Raw genomic sequence first — 16,835 nt, 5'->3', positions numbered from 1 at the left:
TAAGGAGCATGAGAACCGCTGCGTTCGCGTCGCGCGAGGAACTGGCGGATGCACTCGCGAGCTTCTTCGTGGCGGAACTGCTGCTGCCCAGTCGGCCGCTGTGGATCGTGACGCCATGGATTTCCGACGTCCAGTTGATTGACAACCGCTCCGGGCGGTTCCGCGGTCTGCTGCCGACGATGGCCAAGCGATGGCTGCGGCTTGGTGAAGTGCTTGAGCTTCACTTGGTCCGGGGCGGCGGGGTAGTGGTGGCGTGCCGACCAGATGCACACAACTTGGCGTTCGTGGACCAGATCCGCGGCAAGGCGCAGAGCATCGGGGCCGAGCGACAGCTGCGAGTCTGCGAGTCAGCCGAGTTGCACGAGAAGGGAATACTTGCCGACGAGGTGCTGCTGAGCGGATCGATGAACCTCACCTACAACGGCCTGCGACGTCTCGAGGAATCGGTCCATCTGAACCGCGACCCCGACACGGTCGCTCGCACGCGCGCCGCCTATAAGCAGCGCTGGGGCGAGCCGCAATGGACATAAGCAGCGACGTAGCAGCGTTCTATCGGCCGCCCAATGAGGTGGATCTCGCTGCGCTCTCCGAGGAAGCGGCTGGCTTGGTGCGGACGCTCGCAGCGAGGTTGGCTGCTGGCAAGCGAACACTGCTACCGGCGATGGCCGCAGGAACGACCCGCTGGTACGGACTCGCGCCAGACTCACGGGAGGGGCGGCTACTGGCCGAAGAGGTACAGGCATGGCTTGCGCCACCGGTCGGGAGTCGCGCAATTCGGGTGGGACCCGGCGGCGACGCTCTGGACGAGGCCGCTTGCCGTACCACGCCGGACGGCGTGTGCCTCAGGATCGATGTCGAATCGACCTGGCGCAGCGAAGCTCGCACCAACGTCCGTTCGATGCTTGACGTGTGGCAATCCGCGCCGGAACGCGAGATGGATGTGCCACGTCCCGTGGGGCGCGTATTGCGAGATTTTTTCGCAGCCCTGGGGGCGCGTGACAGGACGGCTGCGCAGGCTGCGATAGACGAGATCAGGACGCGGAGTCTGCTTTCGGCAACCAACGTCAAGTTCCTGAGAGTGCACCTCATCGGGACGCTCGGTTCGCCGCTTGAGATGCGTGAAGATCCGGATCTGAAGGACATTGCGAAGTTCCGGCGCCCGCCTGCGGTTACAGGGCACTTGGCTCGGGCCGCCGATGCGCTGTTCATTTCCCCACGGCTGAGTGGCGACGCGGCTTCCGTAGTGGATTGGGCGCAGGTCGCCGGGGTTGTCGAGGACGAATGGCCAGGACTCGTGTCGCACCCCAGCCAGGTCGACTCGGTGGCCGCAGCGCGTTGCTTGGCGTTGTCTGAGTCGCTGGCGGCAGAACCCCGACATGCCGTGTGCCAGGCGTTGGAGGCCGAGTGGAATGCCGATCCCGTCGTCGCAGCAGTCTTGGCTCGCCTCCCCAGTGTCGCGTCCACGCCGGCCCAAGCGACGATTACGGGGCTCTACCTGCGTGGTGACTTCGAGGCTGCATTGGATCTTGCTGGCGGTGCATCTCTGAACGACAAGGATGCGGTCTCGGTCCTGCATGCCGCGTTCAATCTGGGAGACGCGCAGTCGGCGGCACGAGCTGTCGCTCTGGTGGACGGGCTGGACGGCGCGGCGCGACACTTGCTGCTTGAACGTGCCGTAGAGCGGAACCTGTACCAGCAACTGGTGGACATCAACGCAGGCCAGCATGTGCCTCGCGACTGGCACGACTGGCTGACAGGCGACTGGCCCGACCGGCCCGACGTGCTGAGCGAGTGGGCAGCTGGCTGGGACCGAACTTCCATGCTGGACGAAGGCTGGGCCGACGGCATGGTGCTGGCTTTGGTGGACGCTCTCGCGGGTGATCAGCGTGGCCGGACCCGTAACGGGCTTCCGATTCTGGTCGAGTGGCTCTGTGACCCGGATGGTCTGCTGCCCGGAGCTGTGGAGCCGGCCGTCACCGTCCTGGACGTGATGCTGGAAGGCGACGGCGGTCGCAGCGAACGGCGCGCTGGATTGCGGCTGGCTGAAGAGATTCTGCGTGCCGGTTGCTCAGCAGGCGAATTCGCCGAGATTGCGACAGCGCTAGACAGGGTGCTCTCGGGTCTCGGAAGCCGCGAAGCCGACTGGCTGATCGAGGCGTTGGATGTCTTGCTCTTCTCGACCGTGCCGGACGAAGTGCTTCGACGCGATCTGGTGGCGGCTGCGCACAGCGTTGCCGTGCAGTGGTTCGACCGCCTGACGGGAACCGAGGTGATCCTGCTTGCAAAGCTGTTTACCGCGGCGGGATTGGACTTCCCGGTGCCGGCGCCTGACCCCGTCAGCGGCGAAGGCCGCCGCCGCCAGCGTCCATTCCGTCGTGTTGGGATCTACTCACTGGCGGAGTCGGCGGCGATGCGAGCGAGCCAGTGGATTGAGGAACAATGGCCTGGTACCAACGTCACGCTTGCGCATGACCACGTCAACAGCGACCGACTCGAAGCCATGGCCCGCAACTGCGATGTGGTCGTTGTGCAAACCAGTCATGCGAAGCATGCGGCCGTCGCAGCGCTGGAGACAGCGGCAGGACCGGGCGACAAGCTGCTGAGGGTGAACGGCCGAGGGGCGACATCGCTCGTGCGTGGCCTCCTCGAGCGTGCTGCCGACGCTGATTGAAGTCCATGGAGCACGGGCAGCGCTGCGTCGCATGCCCAACGATCCCGACTTCATGTTCGGCAAGAACGTGCCGAGTGGCGGTGTCTGCGCCAGCGAAGTCAGCATCTGGCACACCCAGCACGAGGTCGCGGTTGACTTCCTCGCGCACGGCTTCACCCGAGTCGGCGTAGCCGTCCCTTTGGAGGCCAGCCCGAAGTGCGTCTCCTTTGGCGGCGAGAATCAAGTGCTGCTGGACGATGTGTGGGCGTTCGGGCCGAATTGCTGGGCGAGAAGCGGCTTGAGCACCTTGCCCATGGCATTGCGGGGCAGATCGCCGACGACCATCAACTCCCGTGGGCACTTGTAGTGGGCGAGCCGGTCGCGCACGAAGGCAATCACCTCAACCGGTTCGGGCCGGCTGCCCTCGTGAGGCACCACGGCCGCGAGGACGCGCTCGCCCCAGCGTTCGTCGGGCAGTCCGACCACGGCCGCTTCGGCAATGTCCCGATGCTCGACGAGCACTCGCTCAACCTCGGCGCAGTACACGTTCTCGCCGCCGCTGATGATCATGTCCTTGACCCTGTCCACAATCGCCAGCCGGCCGTCGGAGGCCATGATGCCCATGTCGCCCGAGCGGGCGAATCCATCGGGGGTGTGCGCCGCCTCCGTGGCCTCGGGCCGTCCCAGGTAGCCCTCGAAGGGCACCACCGACAAGGCGACCACTTCCCCGGCAACGCCGTCGGCAACCTCCTCGCAGGTCTCGGGGTCAACCACCTTGATCACTGAGCCCGGCGTCGGCCCTCCCACACAATGGGGCACGAGCGCCGAGCGGTCCTTGATGTCGTAGGTCACCCAGCCGGCTTCGGTCCATCCATAGCCGTCAGTGATCTCCGCATTCGGGAATATGTCGAACGCCTCGTCGAGCAGGGACATCGGTCCGGGTGCACCTGCGGAGAGCAGGTACCGCAACGCTTTCAGCGGCGGTCGCCCAGCTCCCCGCCATACCTCGGCAATTGCGGCGGTCATCGAGGGCACGAGGAATGCCCACGAGCTACGGCGGGAGTATTCGGCAAGTGCGGCCTGCGGCTCGAATGCAGTCATCACCCGGGCACGCCCACCGGCCACGAGCTGCGCCAATGTCAGTCCGCCGTAGGACAGATGGAACATCGGACCCGGCGTCGACACGACCTCGCGGGCAGTCAACCCAAATGTCCAGCTCCAGTGCATCAGGCGTGCCAGGAACCCCGCGTTGGTGTTGATGCTTCCCTTGGGAAAACCGGTCGTGCCCGAGGTGTAGGCAATCATCGCTGCGCGTTGGTCGGTGGTGACCTCGGTGGGCGCAGTGCTCGGCACCAGCCGGCCACTGCGGCGATCACTGTCGGCGTACGGACCGATCGGCCGTGACCACCTCATCGGTGCTGAGGCGGGAATCTCGGCAGTGTCGATCAGCTTGATGCCGAGGTCGCCAGTGACCCGGCGAGCGATGTCGATGAATGGCTCGGCCGAGAGCAGCACCGAGGCACCCGAGTCCTCCAGCACGTAGCGGATCTCCGGCTCGGCGAGCCGGCTGTTGACCGGCACTGCAGCAGCGCCGACGAGCTGGCAGGCGAGGTAGGCGGCAGCGTGGTCGGCGCCGTTCGGCAGCAGGAGTCCGGCCATCGGCCCGTGAGCGCCTGCGGACACGGAACCCAGCGCATCTGCCAAGGCCTCGGTGCGGCCCCAGAGCGCGCCGTACGTCCACGACTCGACCGGCTCTACGTCTCCCGTCGTGCGGGGGTCGAGCACCTCGATCGCACACCGGTCCGGAAAGGACCGGGCGTTGGTGGCGACGCCGTCGGCAACGGTGATCGGCTGCAGCATGTCGCTGCGGAAGTTACCGGCGATGTCCAGACCGTGTGGAAATCGGCCCGGAGCGCGCCGTAGCGTGCGCTGCGTGACTGCATGGCTGTTGGACCCAGAAGTGCTGCATCTCAACCACGGCTCGTTCGGGGCTACTCCTGCTGTCGTACTTGAGGCCCAGCAACGCATCCGCACTCGCATCGAGGCCAACCCGACCCGGTTCTTTCTCGAAGGCGAGTACCAGGAGCGTCTCGACTGCACGCGCCATGCGGTGGCGCAGTTCGTCGGTGCTGACCCCGCTGGACTCGTCTTTGTCTCGAATGCCACCGCAGGCGTGAACTCGGTGCTCCGCTCCCTGGAGCCGAGCTTGATGCCGGGCGATGAGATTCTCGTGACCGATCACGAGTACAACGCATGTGCCAACGCTGCGGTCGTGACCGCTTCCCGGGCCGGTGCCGTCGTCACCACGGTGGCAGTGCCGTTCCCGCTCGAGAATCGCAGCGAGGTGGTCGATGCCGTGCTCGGGGCTGTCACCGACCGCACTCGCGTCTTGCTGATCGACGCGGTCACCTCGGCGACGGGCCTCGTCATGCCAGTGGACGAGCTGGTGGCCCAGCTGGAACCCGACGTGCGGGTGCTCGTCGACGCAGCGCATGCCCCCGGCATGGTCGATTTCGACGTGACGGAACTCGGTGCTTCCTACGTCACGGCGAACTGCCACAAGTGGATGTGCTCGGCCAAGGGCGCCGCGTTCTTGTGGGTGCGACCCGACCGGCGTGACGGCGTGCACCACGCAGTCGTCAGCCATGGTTGCAACGGCGGCTGGCCGTCGCAAGGCGGGCACCTGCACGCGCAATTCGACTGGACGGGCACCCATGACCCGAGTGCCTGGTTGACGGTTTCCGATGCGCTGGCGGCAGTCGAGGCCATGCACCCTGACGGCTGGCCGGGAGTGAAGGCTGCGATCCGCGAGCTGTGTCTCGGGGGCCGCGACGTGCTCATCGAGGCACTCGGCATCGACCCGGCGGCGCCTGCGGACATGATCGGCGCGATTGCGAGCGTGCCGCTGCCACCTGCCGACCATTCGGGCTCGGCGATCTTCGACCCGCTAATGGCGGCGCTGCGGGAGCGGCACGGCATCGAGGTACCGGTGTTCACCTGGCCTGCGCCGCCCGATCGCGTCCTGCGAATCTCGGCCCACCTCTACAACCGGCAGTCCGACTACGACCGTCTGGCAGAGGCCCTCAAAGCCGAACTCCGTTGACAGCCTCCGCGGTGTCCTTATAGGTTGCTGCTGAGCGCTCACGAGTGCGACGGCCCGCACGCCGAGTCTGAAGTGTTGAAGGATGCGGACCGTCGCACCGAGCGCCAACCTAGATTTGGGCAGCACTTCCGCCAAGCGGATTTTCGGTGGGAGAGTTTGCCCACCCAGACTCGCCGTGATCGCCAAGGAGGCATCCATGTCAGACGCAATCGCAGCAACACTCGGCGCCAAGATGATCTTCCTCATCAAGCGCCGACCCGAAGCCACCCGCGACGAACTGGTGGCGAATTGGTACAAGAACCACATGCCCGCGGTGATCGCCGGGCAGGCGCGCGCCGCCGCCGAGGGCAAGGTCCACGCCACGAAGTACATAGCGACGCTGTTCGACCAGCGGCCCGGCCGCGACGTACCGTGGGACGGCATGGCACAACTGTGGTTCGATCGGGCAATCCCGAACCCGCCGCAGCCGCACGGCACAGTCCCGGCCGACACGTTCCAGCAGAAGGCCGAGCCATACGTGGGGTGGGCGACCACCGAATATGTGGTGATCGACGGCGAGCTGCCAGTGGTGCCGAACACGCTGAACGAACCGTTTCCGGTGACACGATCGGGATTCTTCAAGGTGTCGTTCTTGGTTCCCGGCCGCGACGGCGTCGACTACGACGCGGCGTTCCGGCACTGGCTAGACGCACATGCGCCCAACGTGCGCAATGTCATGAACGAGATCGGCGGTTTGCGCTACGTGGTGAACCACAGCCAAGATCCCGCCAACGAGGCCTACATCGGCATGGCCGAGCTGTACTTCCGCAGCCCACAGGGCTGGGATGACTACAGGGCCACGATCACCGAAGACGGCTTCAGCGAGTACGTCGATTTCAGCCGTCTGGTGAATATGCACGCCACCGCGCAGATGATCGGAATCCCGGGCTAGACGGTTGCCTGGGGCTCGGCGCTAGGCCTCTACGGCCGCCTTCATCGCTGCGAGCGTGGCGCGGATGCCCGCACGGGCATTGCCAGCGCGGTAGTCGAGTTCCTTTTGACCGAACTCGACCATGCGCGGCGACAGCTTGCGCAGCGTCCAAGTCTCCGTCAGCGTGGTGCCGGCGCCGTTGGGCGTGAGCTGGTAGCGCCACAGGACGATGTTGTGCTCCAGGCCGCCCGTCACGAAGGCGAAGTCTTCGTTTTCGACACGTCGGATGATCTCGACCGGGGCCTTCCACTCCTCGTCGTCGAGCCGGTTGATGCCGACGAACATGTCGCCGACCTGCCCGGTGCCGGGCACGCCGTCAGGACCCTTGCGCCAGTACCCGCCGGTGTTCTCGTTGCTCCACTCGCCATAGCGATCCAGCGCAGTCACCATCTCCCACACCTTCTGCGGTGGGGCGTCGATATCGACCGACTCGCTGTGGGACATCACCGGGTCGTCAACGTGTCCAGGCAGTTGCTCGCTCATAGGCCGCAGCCTTGCAGATGCCGTCACTGGTTGGCGGGGTACAGCTCCCGCCAATCGATCTGGTCGTCTTTCGGCAGCACTGCATTGAGCGGAGCCATGTCGGCCAGCAGCCGATCCGCTGCCTCGTCGCCGATCGCAGTCCAGTGCGCGCCGTCGAGCCGATCCGTCATCGCCTCGGCTTCGGCTCGCCCGGCGAAGCCTGCATTGGTGGCCCGCCCCTCGGCATCGATCCAGCCCCGTTGCCGGAGCCGCTCGGATGCGGCCGCGGTTTCAGTTTCTGACCAGCCGGCTTCTTCGTGAATCCACTCGCGGGGCGCTTCGTCGACGGCGACCTGGGAGACCACCGATTCGCAGCCGTCTAGGCCAACCGCTGCCAGAGCGATCAAGTGGCATCCGCTGCGGTATTCCCGCAGCAGCGTGCAGCCATGCCACAGGGCGAGGTGCGGCTCGTCGGGCCAGTCCAGCGATGCCCAGCCGGCGAATAGCGTGCGGCCGGCGGGGTCGGCGGCATCGCATGCAGCCCGCACGACCTCGGCGCACCGGCGAATAGCGTCGCTGCCGCCAAACTCGCCGAGTTCTCGCAGCAGTGCCCGATCCATGCCCAGGTAGCGCGCTGCCAGCACCTTCTCGGGAGTCGAGTACGTCCAGGCATCCGGGATCGCCCGCCGCACCCGCGCAGGTGCGTAATAGAAGAACAGCGACTCCACGACGAGCGCTGGCACGGGTCCCAAGGGCGCTGACCGGGTCGCGAAGTAGTTCATCCAGAAGCCGCGCAATCCCGCCGCAGTGCCCGTTTCGCGCACTTCAGGCGCCCAGTAACAAAGCTGGTGGTAGCGCTCCACGCACTCCCACATCCGCCGCGCCCGGCGTGTGGTCGTCTCAGCCATCGCCCGACGTTCTACCCCACCTGACGGATCAGAGCCTGGGTCCGAGCGGCCAGCGCGCAAAGCGAGCTAAAGAGGGAAACAACTGGTGCGGCAGCGGGAAGGCTCACCTCTCCGCGCGACTTGTCAGGAGGGCTGGTTGATGAGGTGGGTGGCGGCGTTGTCGAAGTGGGCGAACATGGCCTGAGCGATGTCGGGGTCGAGCGGCGAGCCGTCGGGCAGCTTCGCGGTTGCGAGTGAACTCATCATGTGGCGCATCCAGGCGTCCCGCTCAGCCTGACCGATGGTGAAGGGCATGTGTCGCATGCGCAGGCGCGGATGGCCGCGCTCGGCGCTGTAGTCGGCGGGACCGCCCCAGTACTGAGCCAGAAAGCCGGCCAGACGCTGCCGGGAAGGCGTCAGATCGCCGGGGTACATCGGTCGCAGCAGCGGGTCGGTTTCGACGGCGTCATAGAAGCGGTCCACCAAGTCGTCAAAGAACCGCTGACCGCCGACCGCGGCATACACCGTCGGCGGCTGTGGCACCGCATCGGCGAGGCTGCCTCCCAGCGTCAGTCCTCCCGCACCCCACGCCGAGCCTTCACTGCCTGGCGGGTTCTCGCTTGGCTCGCTCGTGTCGGCGTCTGTCACGACGCTCAGGCTAAGAGGCGAAGCCGTGGCCCGAGGGGCCCGTGAGCGCAGCGAACAAGAGCGTGAAACAAGAGGTTCATCCCCGAGAGGCTCACCGACCGGAGCGGCTCGTCAGTGCGGCACCGGGCATCCGGCAGGGTCGGGCGCGTACAGTCTTGAGGCGCAACCGGCAGGAGAGACACGATGGCGTTGACGGAACGGACCCAGGACAAGACCAATGGCCGGAAGTCGGGCGGGCGGCGGGCACATCGGTCGTACCTGAGCTACATCGACAAATCGCGCGAGTACTACGCGGCGAACGGCTACCCGCAGCCGTACCAGTGGGCGTACAACCACGAGGTGGCGTTCACCCCCCTGTCCAAGCCGTTGTCGGAATGCACAGTCGGTCTGGTCACGACGTCGTTCTTCCGCGCCGGCAGCGAGCCGGCTGGAGTGCCTGCTGCGCGTCCCAAGCGGCCCTATGCGGCCCGCTGTGACGACGCGCTCGAGGGGCTGTACAACAACGATCTCTTCTGGGACAAGGACAACACCCACACCGAAGACCTCGACACCTACCTGCCCATCAACCGGCTGCGTGAGTTCGCCGCTGAGGGCCGCATCGGTGCGGTGTCGGAACGCTTCTACGGCATTCCCACCGACTACAGCCACCGTCGCACTCAGCGCAACGACTCGCCGAGCATCGAAGAGTGGATGCGCGAAGACGGCGTCGACGTGGCGTTCCTGGTTCCGCTCTGACCTGTCTGCCACCAGACCGTGGGTCTGGTTGCACGACACCTCGAAGAGGCCGGTATCCCGACCGTGGTCGCCGGCAGCGCGCGCGACATCGTGGAGGAGTGCGGCGTGGCGCGCTTCGTGTTCACCGACTTCCCGCTCGGCAACCCCACCGGCAAGCCGGGCGATGTGGCGATGCAACGCGACATCGTGGGCACCGGGCTTGACCTGCTGGAGCGTGCTTGGCTGCCGCGCACGACCGTGCAGACGCCCTACGTGTGGGAAGCCGACAACAATGACGGCTGGCGCGATCACTTCATGCGCGTCGACGATTCAAACCGTGCCGCTCTGGCAGCCGCAGGCGAGGCGCGTCGGCGCGACCAGGCCGCGGCCAAGGCTGACGGCCGCGCTCGGACCACCTAGCCAGCTTGGGCACCGGCGGCTGAGCCAGCCGGCGATGCTGCGCGTGGTGACCCTGCGAACGAAAGGCAGGCGATGAAACAGCAAGCATCCGGTGGGCCGGGTCGACCCTTGTTCGACGCGGCCGACGCCGATGCCCCCGACTTCGTGCCCTCTGAGCCGGCCGGAGCCGATGTGTACTCCCATCCGTCCGAGCACGGCGAACGCATCACTGACACGCTCATTCCTGACCTGATGATCGAAGCGTCGGGGGACGTCAAGGTCGCCGCCGATCTCTACGGCGACGACGGCCCGCTGGTCCTGCTGCAGCACGGCGGCGGCCAAACCCGCCACGCCTGGAAGGGAGCGGGCCAGGCGCTCGCCGACGGCGGCTACCGGGCCGTGTGCCTTGATGCTCGAGGCCATGGCGACTCGGACTGGGCGCCCGACGGCGACTACACGACCGAAGCGTCGGTGGCCGACCTGGTGGCGATTGTGGAGCACTTCGGTGAACGGCCAGTGCTGGTCGGTGCGTCGATGGGCGGGGGAACCTCGCTGACTGCGGTCGGCGAAGGTGCCGTGGATGCACTTGCGCTCGTGCTTGTGGACACCGCGCCGCAGATCGAGGCGGCTGGCGTGCGCAAGATCCGTGATTTCATGGCCCAAGGCGCCGACGGGTTCGCATCGCTCGAGGAGGTTGCCGAGGCCATTGCGAATTACCAGCCACACCGCAAGCGGCCGAGAAATCTGGATGGGCTCGCCAAGAACGTCCGTCTGTGGCCAGACGGCCGCTACCGCTGGCACTGGGATCCTGCGTTCATGCACCGTCCGCGCAGCTTCGCCGAACGTATCCCGCGCCAGCAGGCCGCCGCGGAGAACCTCACGCTGCCCACGCTGCTGGTTCGAGGCGGCCTGAGCGACGTGCTCTCGGAGGAGGGCGCGCAGTCGTTTCTTGAGGCGGTGCCCCACGCTCACTACGCGAATGTGGGCGGTGCCGCGCACATGGTGGCCGGTGATCGCAACGACATTTTCGTTGAGTCGACGCTGAAGTTCTTGGCCGAATTCGTGCCGGGCGCGCAGGCGCGGGTCTGAACGCGGCCTTCCCGCCGTACCCTTGCGGTCTTCGGCCGGACAAGCCGGTCTTTGAGAGGCATAACATGCGCGGAACAGTGAAGTTCTTCAACAACGAGAAGGGCTTCGGCTTTATCTCCCGTGAAGGCGCCGATGACGTCTTCGTCCACTTCTCCAACATCGTCGGTGAGAATTACCGGACGCTGGAAGCAGGGCAGGAGGTCGAGTTCGACATCGGACCCGGCCGCAAGGGCGACGAAGCGCAGAACGTCAAGCCCGTCTGAGCCCCGGCGGCGTCTCACGCCGTCTGCGTCTTCAACACATCTGGGGCTGTTCGGCTGCAGAGTGCTCGGTGAGCATTGAGCAGCGCGCGCCGGTACCCTCCCCGGCGTCCGGCCGACATGATCGGCCGACGGGTTCGCAGGCTGGTCTTGGTTCTTCCTGTCGACGTGGACCAAACCCCTGTTATCTCCGACCTCTTCCTCCCCTGTTGAGGCGCAACCGAACCCTCAGGAGCCCGCGCGTCACGCGCGAGGAGACATATGCCCCCCACCTTTGCCCAGCTGGGCGCGCCCGACTTCATCGTCAGCGCGCTCGCTCAACGAGGCATCAGCCAGCCGTTTGCCATACAGGCGGCCACCGTGGCCGACGCCTTGGACGGACGCGACGTCTGCGGCCGCGCACCCACCGGATCCGGGAAGACGCTGGCATTCGGGATTCCGCTCGTGGCCGGCGTCGGCAATGCCGAGCCGCACAAGCCGCGAGCACTCGTGCTCGCGCCGACCCGCGAACTCGCCGATCAGATCAAGACAGAGCTGCGAACGTTTGCAGGCAAGCGCCGCGTCGGCGTCGCCTACGGCGGCGTGGGCTACGGCGCCCAGATCGGGTCGTTGCGCCGCGGGGTCGACATTCTCGTGGCGTGCCCGGGTCGCCTTGAGGACCTGATCTCCCAGGGTGAGGCCAACCTGTCCGCTGTCGACAAGGTCGTGATCGACGAAGCCGACCGCATGGCCGACATGGGCTTCATCCCGGCCGTCAGGCGCCTGCTCGACCAGACGGCCACATGGCGCCAGACCATGTTGTTCTCCGCCACGCTCGACGGAGATGTGGCAACGCTGACGCGCGATTATCAGCGCGATCCCGTGCGGCACGAGGTCGGCGACGAGACTCCCGATATCAGGGCTGCCGACCACATGTTCTGGAATGTGGCCAAAACTGATCGAACCGAGATCTGTGCCGAAGCGGTCGATGCTGCAGGTTCGACGGTTGTGTTCTGCCGGACCCGGCACGGCTGCGACCGCGTGGCCAAGCAGCTGAATGGCCGGGGTATCCGAGCGGCAGCGCTCCATGGTGGGCGCAGCCAACCCCAGCGCACGAGGGCGTTGGCCGAGTTCGCCGCCGGCGAGGTGCAGGCGCTGGTCGCAACTGACGTTGCTGCGCGGGGCATTCATGTCGAAGGTGTCGGCGCCGTCGTCCACTACGACATCGCTGCCGACCATAAGACCTACCTTCACCGGTCAGGCCGCACTGCCCGTGCCGGCCAAGGTGGGGTGGTGGTCTCGCTTGTTCAGCCCGAGCAGGTCAAAGAGCTCAGGTCCATGCAACGCAAGATGGGATTGGAACAGCCCATCACCGACGCCGACATCGCTGCGATCCGGCAGCCCTCACGTCGCCAGACGCGGCATCGCACGCTGGAGCGTCCGGCAGCCAAGCGCGCGGCCGCCGATCACCCTGAGGCGAAGCGCCCGGCGGCCAAGCACCGATCTCGGCACCGTCGAAGCAACAACAATCGATCGAGGTCCAAGGGCCGCCAACGCTCGTCACAGCGCTGAGCTCGATCAATCGTCTGGGTCGTCTTGGGGCTGGTTCAGCGTTTCCAGGCTGGACGGAGCGAGGTTCGAGGCGAACTTGGACATATTGTCGCTGAGCGCGCTAATGAGCTGCTCCACGAACTGCGGCGACATGTTGACCCGCTGCACGACGACGCCCCGTCGCGGCGATTGATTGCCGCTGAAGTCCAGCCTGATGAAGTCGAGCGTGAACTCATAGGGCGAGTGGCGCACCACGGCAAAGTTGGACCACACGCCGGCTTCGAGTTCGGGCGGCAGACGGATCTGCAGCTTGGTGCCGTCAGGCAGGGCTTCGTGGGAATTGCCGTCTGTCACTCGTCGAAACCTACTGGGCGTATGCGTCAGGACGCTCTGGGATGCTTCGACGAACTCAGCCCCGTGCCGTCAGCGTTCCTCGCGGCGGTAGGGAAGCGTGAGTGCCGCAGGGGCAGGACTGGGTCGGTGCCGCGCTCGGAAGCTGATCGCGATGAGCACCAACACCGTCAGCAAGAACGGTAGGACGCCGAGCAGCGCAGGTGAAATCGTATTCACCTCCAGCCCGAAGATCGACAGGTCGAAGGTCTGGACGCGTGGCTGCAGCGCCAGGGTGAAGCCGAACAGCAGCGAGCCTGCCGCGAGGCGCCCTGGACGCCATGCACCGAAGATGACCAACGCGACGGCGATCCAGCCCCTCCCCGCGATGAGGCCTTCGGTCCAGCCTGCTGCCATGTACAGCGACAGGAATGAGCCGGCGGCGCCGGCGAAGGCCCCGCCGACCAGCACCGCCCCGGAGCGAAGCAGGGTGACTGAGTGACCGACGGAGTCCGTGGTGGAAGCCGACTCGCCGACGGCCCGCAGCGCGAGGCCCAGCCGGGTTCGGTTGAGCACAAACCACGCGGCGACGCCGAGCACACCCGCGAGGTACACCACTGGGGGCTGGTCGAACAGGATCGGTCCGGCCCACGGGATGTCGGCCAAGCCGACAATTCCTAAGTCGGTGAATACGGCATCGGCCCGTTCGCGCACGGCGTCCTGGCCGATGAACGCGGCGAACCCGAGGCCCCCGATGGTGATCGCCAGGCCCGACACGACCTGGCCCGCCCCCATGATCACGCTGACAAGCGCATGGACGCCTGCGGTCGCCATGCCGACGATCGCCGCAACAGCGAATCCGATCCAGGGACGGCCGGTGGCGATCGCCGCCATGAATCCGGTTACGGCACCCATGGCCATCATTCCCTCGACGCCGAGGTTGAGCACGCCGGATCGCTCTGCGATGAGTTCGCCCAGACCGGCCAAGTAGACCAGCGTGGCGAACTGCACTGTCGCCACGAGCAAGCCGATAACCGCGTCTTCAGACATCGGACGGCTTCGCGTCTGTTGCGTCTGCGGTGCTCTCGGGGCTGGGGGAGTCGTCGGTGCCGCTGCCCACTGGACGCACCCAGCGCAGCCGGTAGTTCAGCAGCACGGCCACCACGAGTGTGCCGATGAGAATCATCGCCTGCAGGATCGTGGCGATCGAGCTGGTCACCCCGAGCGTCTGAATGGACTGACCGCCTCGCAGCACCGCCCCGAAAACGAATGCCACCACGGCAACGCCGGACGGCCGCATCAGCGCGAGTGCCGCCACGATGATGCCGGCGAATCCGTAGCCGCTCGACAATCCCGGTTCGAGACGGGTGGCGTTGCCGGTCAATTCGATCGCGCCGGCCAGACCGGCAAGCCCGCCTGACAGCAGCAGCGCAGTCAGGATCTTGCGCTGCAGCGAGATGCCGGCATATCGCGCCGTTGCAGGCGACGAACCCGCCATGCGCAGCTCGTAGCCCCATGCGGTGCGCCCGACGGCCAGCCAGAACGCCAGCAGCAGCGCGGCTGCGAACAGGACGCCAATGTGAACGTGCCCGAACAGGCCCGGCAGCGATGCCTGCTCGGGCAGGGGTGCGATTTGGGCGAAACCGAACGACTCAGGGTCCTTCCACGGTCCCACCTTCAGCCATTCCACGATCCGTATCGCCACCTCGACCAGCATCAGCGTGGTGATGATCTCGCTCACACCGAGGTAGGCACGAGCCAGCGCCGGTCCCACCATGAGCAGCATGCCGCCCACGACGCCCGCGATCAGCATGACAACGATCAGCAGCGGCCCGGGCAGGTCGCCCGCAACCATCGCGCAGCCGGCCGCAACGGTGGCACCGGCCATCATCTGACCCTCGGCGCCGATGTTCCACAGTCCCATCGAGCCCGCCACCGCGACGGCGAGTCCCGCGATCGCCAGTGGAGTGGCGCGCAGCAACGTGCGCGAGATCGCGTCGAAGCCGCCGAGCGACGAGTCGGCCATGCGTTCATAAACGGCGGCGGGGTCGTTGCCCGATGCCCACAGCAGCAGCGCCCCGGCGGTCAGTGCCAGCACGATGCCGACGGCGAATGCGATGGCCTGCGATCCCGGCGCCACCCGGGAGCGCCGCTGCAGCACCGGCCGCACCAGCCCGCGATGCCACCGTGCCCGGCCGCGGGCCACGGTATGCAGCGGAGCGTGGGTCGGGTCGGTCATGCGGGCACTGTCCCGGCCATGGCGGCGCCGACTTCGGTCCTGGTCACCTGCGTCGGATCCATGCGCGCCGCGACACGCCCCCCGTACATCACGAGCAGCCGGTCTGAAAGCGCTAGCAGCTCGTCGAGGTCCTCGGAGATCAGCAGCACGCCCACGCCGGCCTCCCGCTGCGCCACGATCTGCGCCTGGATGGCGGCGATGCCTGCAACGTCCAGCCCGCGGGTCGGCTGCGCCGCTACGAGCACCTTGGGCTCGCCGGTCAGTTCGCGCCCGAGCAGCAATCGCTGGAGGTTGCCGCCCGAAAGCACACTCACCGCGTCGTGAACGCGTCCGACCTGCACGCCGAAGCGGTCGATGAGGCGTCGGCAGAAGTCTTCGCAGAGGCGCAGGTCCAGCATCATCCGACGCCGCATCGACGGGTACGACCGCACAACCGAGTTGTCGACGACCGACATGGCGGGCGCGAGGCCCATGCCGAGTCGATCCTCGGGTACGTAGGCCAAACCCGCTCGGGAACGAACTCGCGGTGACGCTGCGGTGATGTCCTCGCCGGCCAGCTGTACCGTGCCTGCAGTGGTGGGACGCAGGCCGGCTATGGCTTCGGCCAGTTCTCGCTGCCCATTGCCCGAAACGCCGGCGACGCCGACGATCTCGCCGGCGTGCACATCCACGTCGATTGCGTGTAGCGCTGGCAATCCGCGGTCGCTCAAGGCCGAGATCCCCTCCAGTTCGAGCACGACATCGCCGCCCGGCTGGTTGGCGGGCCGCGGGATCTCAGCTGCCGTCTCGCCCACCATCATCTGGGCGAGGTCCGAGCGATCGACACCCGCCAGGCTGCGGGGCTGCGCGACGGTGACGCCGCCGCGCAGCACGGTTGCCTCGTCGCAGACTGACAGCACCTCGTCCAGCTTGTGGCTGATGTAGATCACCGATCGGCCCCGATCGGCCATGGCACGCAGGGCGAGTCCCAGATCTGCTGCCTCGGCGGGGGTGAGCACCGCTGTCGGCTCGTCCAGGACCAGCACGTCGGCGTCGCGCCAGAGCGCTTTGAGGATCTCGACTCGCTGGCGCTCTCCCACTGACAGCTGCCAAACCGGACGGGTCGGATCGGTGTCGAGGGAGAACGAGGTCGCCAGGTGGGCGACTCGCTCGACGATCTGGCGCATGTCGAGATACCTGGGCGCCGAGCCCAGCACGACGTTCTCGGCAACTGTCAGCGTCGGCACCAGACGGAATTCCTGATGCACCATGCCGATGCCCGCAGCTATGGCATCGGCAGGCGAATGGAATTGGCGCTGGGCGCCATGCACCCAGATCTCGCCGGCATCGGGCAGATACACGCCGCTGAGCACGTTGACCAGCGACGTCTTGCCGGCGCCGTTCTCGCCGAGCAGCGCGTGGATGGTGCCCGCCCGGACGCTGAGATTCGCGCCGTCGCAGGCGACGACACCGGGGAACTCTTTGCGGATGCCGCGAAGATCGACGACGAGACTGCCGCCGGGGGGCACATCGGCGTCCCCCGGCGGCGGCATTTGGTTCAGTGCGGTTCGATCA

The 16,835-nt window shown here is 66.7% G+C and carries 17 protein-coding genes; 9 read left to right on the top strand and 8 right to left on the bottom strand.

The window, feature by feature from the left end; all coding sequences use genetic code 11:
• Positions 1-8 precede the first annotated feature (8 nt).
• Positions 9-530, top strand: coding sequence for a phospholipase D-like domain-containing protein DpdK (dpdK, locus tag ACOOF5_RS03320; RefSeq protein ID WP_420436601.1), 522 nt, complete (start codon positions 9-11; stop codon positions 528-530).
• On the top strand, positions 521-2,671 hold the full coding sequence (gene dpdD / locus ACOOF5_RS03315; RefSeq protein WP_420436599.1) for a protein DpdD: 2,151 nt from the start codon (positions 521-523) through the stop codon (positions 2,669-2,671). The genes dpdK and dpdD overlap by 10 nt, the downstream gene beginning before the upstream one ends.
• A gap of 219 nt (positions 2,672-2,890) precedes the next feature.
• On the opposite strand, the gene ACOOF5_RS03310 is transcribed toward dpdD, so the two are convergent.
• Positions 2,891-4,510 carry a class I adenylate-forming enzyme family protein gene (locus ACOOF5_RS03310; protein WP_420436597.1) on the bottom strand — a complete coding sequence of 540 codons (1,620 nt, stop codon included), beginning with the start codon at positions 4,508-4,510 and terminating at the stop codon, positions 2,891-2,893.
• Positions 4,511-4,583: 73 nt separating this feature from the next.
• On the opposite strand from ACOOF5_RS03310, the gene ACOOF5_RS03305 reads away from it, so the two are divergent.
• Entirely contained in the window at positions 4,584-5,753 is a 1,170-nt protein-coding gene (locus ACOOF5_RS03305) for an aminotransferase class V-fold PLP-dependent enzyme (protein ID WP_420436595.1), read from the top strand.
• Positions 5,754-5,949: 196 nt separating this feature from the next.
• Positions 5,950-6,684 carry an EthD domain-containing protein gene (locus ACOOF5_RS03300; protein WP_420436593.1) on the top strand — a complete coding sequence of 245 codons (735 nt, stop codon included), beginning with the start codon at positions 5,950-5,952 and terminating at the stop codon, positions 6,682-6,684.
• 21 nt (positions 6,685-6,705) lie between these two features.
• Here the strand turns inward: ACOOF5_RS03300 and ACOOF5_RS03295 are convergent, their stop codons facing one another.
• From ACOOF5_RS03295 to ACOOF5_RS03285, 3 genes are all read right to left on the bottom strand, one after another.
• Positions 6,706-7,206, bottom strand: a complete 501-nt coding sequence (locus tag ACOOF5_RS03295; protein WP_420436591.1) for an SRPBCC family protein — start codon at positions 7,204-7,206, stop codon at positions 6,706-6,708.
• A 23-nt stretch (positions 7,207-7,229) separates the two neighbouring features.
• Positions 7,230-8,093: an SCO6745 family protein gene (locus ACOOF5_RS03290; RefSeq protein WP_420436589.1), complete on the bottom strand. Its 864-nt coding sequence runs from the start codon at positions 8,091-8,093 to the stop codon at positions 7,230-7,232.
• Positions 8,094-8,216: 123 nt separating this feature from the next.
• The gene (locus ACOOF5_RS03285) at positions 8,217-8,639 is read right to left on the bottom strand and encodes a globin (protein WP_420440869.1); all 423 of its coding nucleotides are present in this window, start codon (positions 8,637-8,639) and stop codon (positions 8,217-8,219) included.
• A gap of 264 nt (positions 8,640-8,903) precedes the next feature.
• Between ACOOF5_RS03285 and ACOOF5_RS03280 the strand changes: the two genes are divergently transcribed.
• From ACOOF5_RS03280 to ACOOF5_RS03260, 5 genes are all read left to right on the top strand, one after another.
• Positions 8,904-9,455 (top strand): hypothetical protein, encoded by a 552-nt coding sequence (locus tag ACOOF5_RS03280; protein WP_420436587.1) that lies wholly within the window; start codon positions 8,904-8,906, stop codon positions 9,453-9,455.
• Between the two features lie 18 nt (positions 9,456-9,473).
• Complete coding sequence (locus ACOOF5_RS03275; RefSeq protein ID WP_420436585.1) at positions 9,474-9,854, top strand: hypothetical protein; 381 nt, start codon at positions 9,474-9,476, stop codon at positions 9,852-9,854.
• A 72-nt stretch (positions 9,855-9,926) separates the two neighbouring features.
• The gene (locus ACOOF5_RS03270; RefSeq protein ID WP_420436583.1) at positions 9,927-10,922 is read left to right on the top strand and encodes an alpha/beta fold hydrolase; all 996 of its coding nucleotides are present in this window, start codon (positions 9,927-9,929) and stop codon (positions 10,920-10,922) included.
• Positions 10,923-10,987: 65 nt separating this feature from the next.
• Positions 10,988-11,185: a cold-shock protein gene (locus ACOOF5_RS03265; protein ID WP_323671260.1), complete on the top strand. Its 198-nt coding sequence runs from the start codon at positions 10,988-10,990 to the stop codon at positions 11,183-11,185.
• Positions 11,186-11,443: 258 nt separating this feature from the next.
• Positions 11,444-12,733 (top strand): DEAD/DEAH box helicase, encoded by a 1,290-nt coding sequence (locus tag ACOOF5_RS03260; RefSeq protein WP_420436581.1) that lies wholly within the window; start codon positions 11,444-11,446, stop codon positions 12,731-12,733.
• A gap of 6 nt (positions 12,734-12,739) precedes the next feature.
• Here ACOOF5_RS03260 and ACOOF5_RS03255 read toward each other — a convergent pair whose 3' ends face one another.
• The 4 genes from ACOOF5_RS03255 to ACOOF5_RS03240 all read right to left on the bottom strand — a co-directional run bounded on the left by ACOOF5_RS03255 (position 12,740) and on the right by ACOOF5_RS03240 (position 16,813).
• Positions 12,740-13,066 carry a DUF3467 domain-containing protein gene (locus tag ACOOF5_RS03255; RefSeq protein ID WP_420436579.1) on the bottom strand — a complete coding sequence of 109 codons (327 nt, stop codon included), beginning with the start codon at positions 13,064-13,066 and terminating at the stop codon, positions 12,740-12,742.
• Positions 13,067-13,135: 69 nt separating this feature from the next.
• A complete protein-coding gene (locus ACOOF5_RS03250) occupies positions 13,136-14,092 on the bottom strand; it encodes an ABC transporter permease (protein ID WP_420436577.1) in 957 nt (318 codons plus the stop codon).
• The gene (locus ACOOF5_RS03245) at positions 14,085-15,281 is read right to left on the bottom strand and encodes an ABC transporter permease (RefSeq protein WP_420436575.1); all 1,197 of its coding nucleotides are present in this window, start codon (positions 15,279-15,281) and stop codon (positions 14,085-14,087) included. Before ACOOF5_RS03245 ends, ACOOF5_RS03250 begins: the two co-directional genes overlap by 8 nt.
• Positions 15,278-16,813, bottom strand: a complete 1,536-nt coding sequence (locus ACOOF5_RS03240; RefSeq protein WP_420436573.1) for an ABC transporter ATP-binding protein — start codon at positions 16,811-16,813, stop codon at positions 15,278-15,280. Before ACOOF5_RS03240 ends, ACOOF5_RS03245 begins: the two co-directional genes overlap by 4 nt.
• Between the last annotated feature and the right edge of the window lie 22 nt (positions 16,814-16,835).

The organism is Candidatus Poriferisodalis sp., from assembly GCF_965214215.1.
GTDB lineage: Bacteria > Actinomycetota > Acidimicrobiia > Acidimicrobiales > Poriferisodalaceae > Poriferisodalis.
This window is presented reverse-complemented; position numbering and strand designations above follow the sequence as displayed.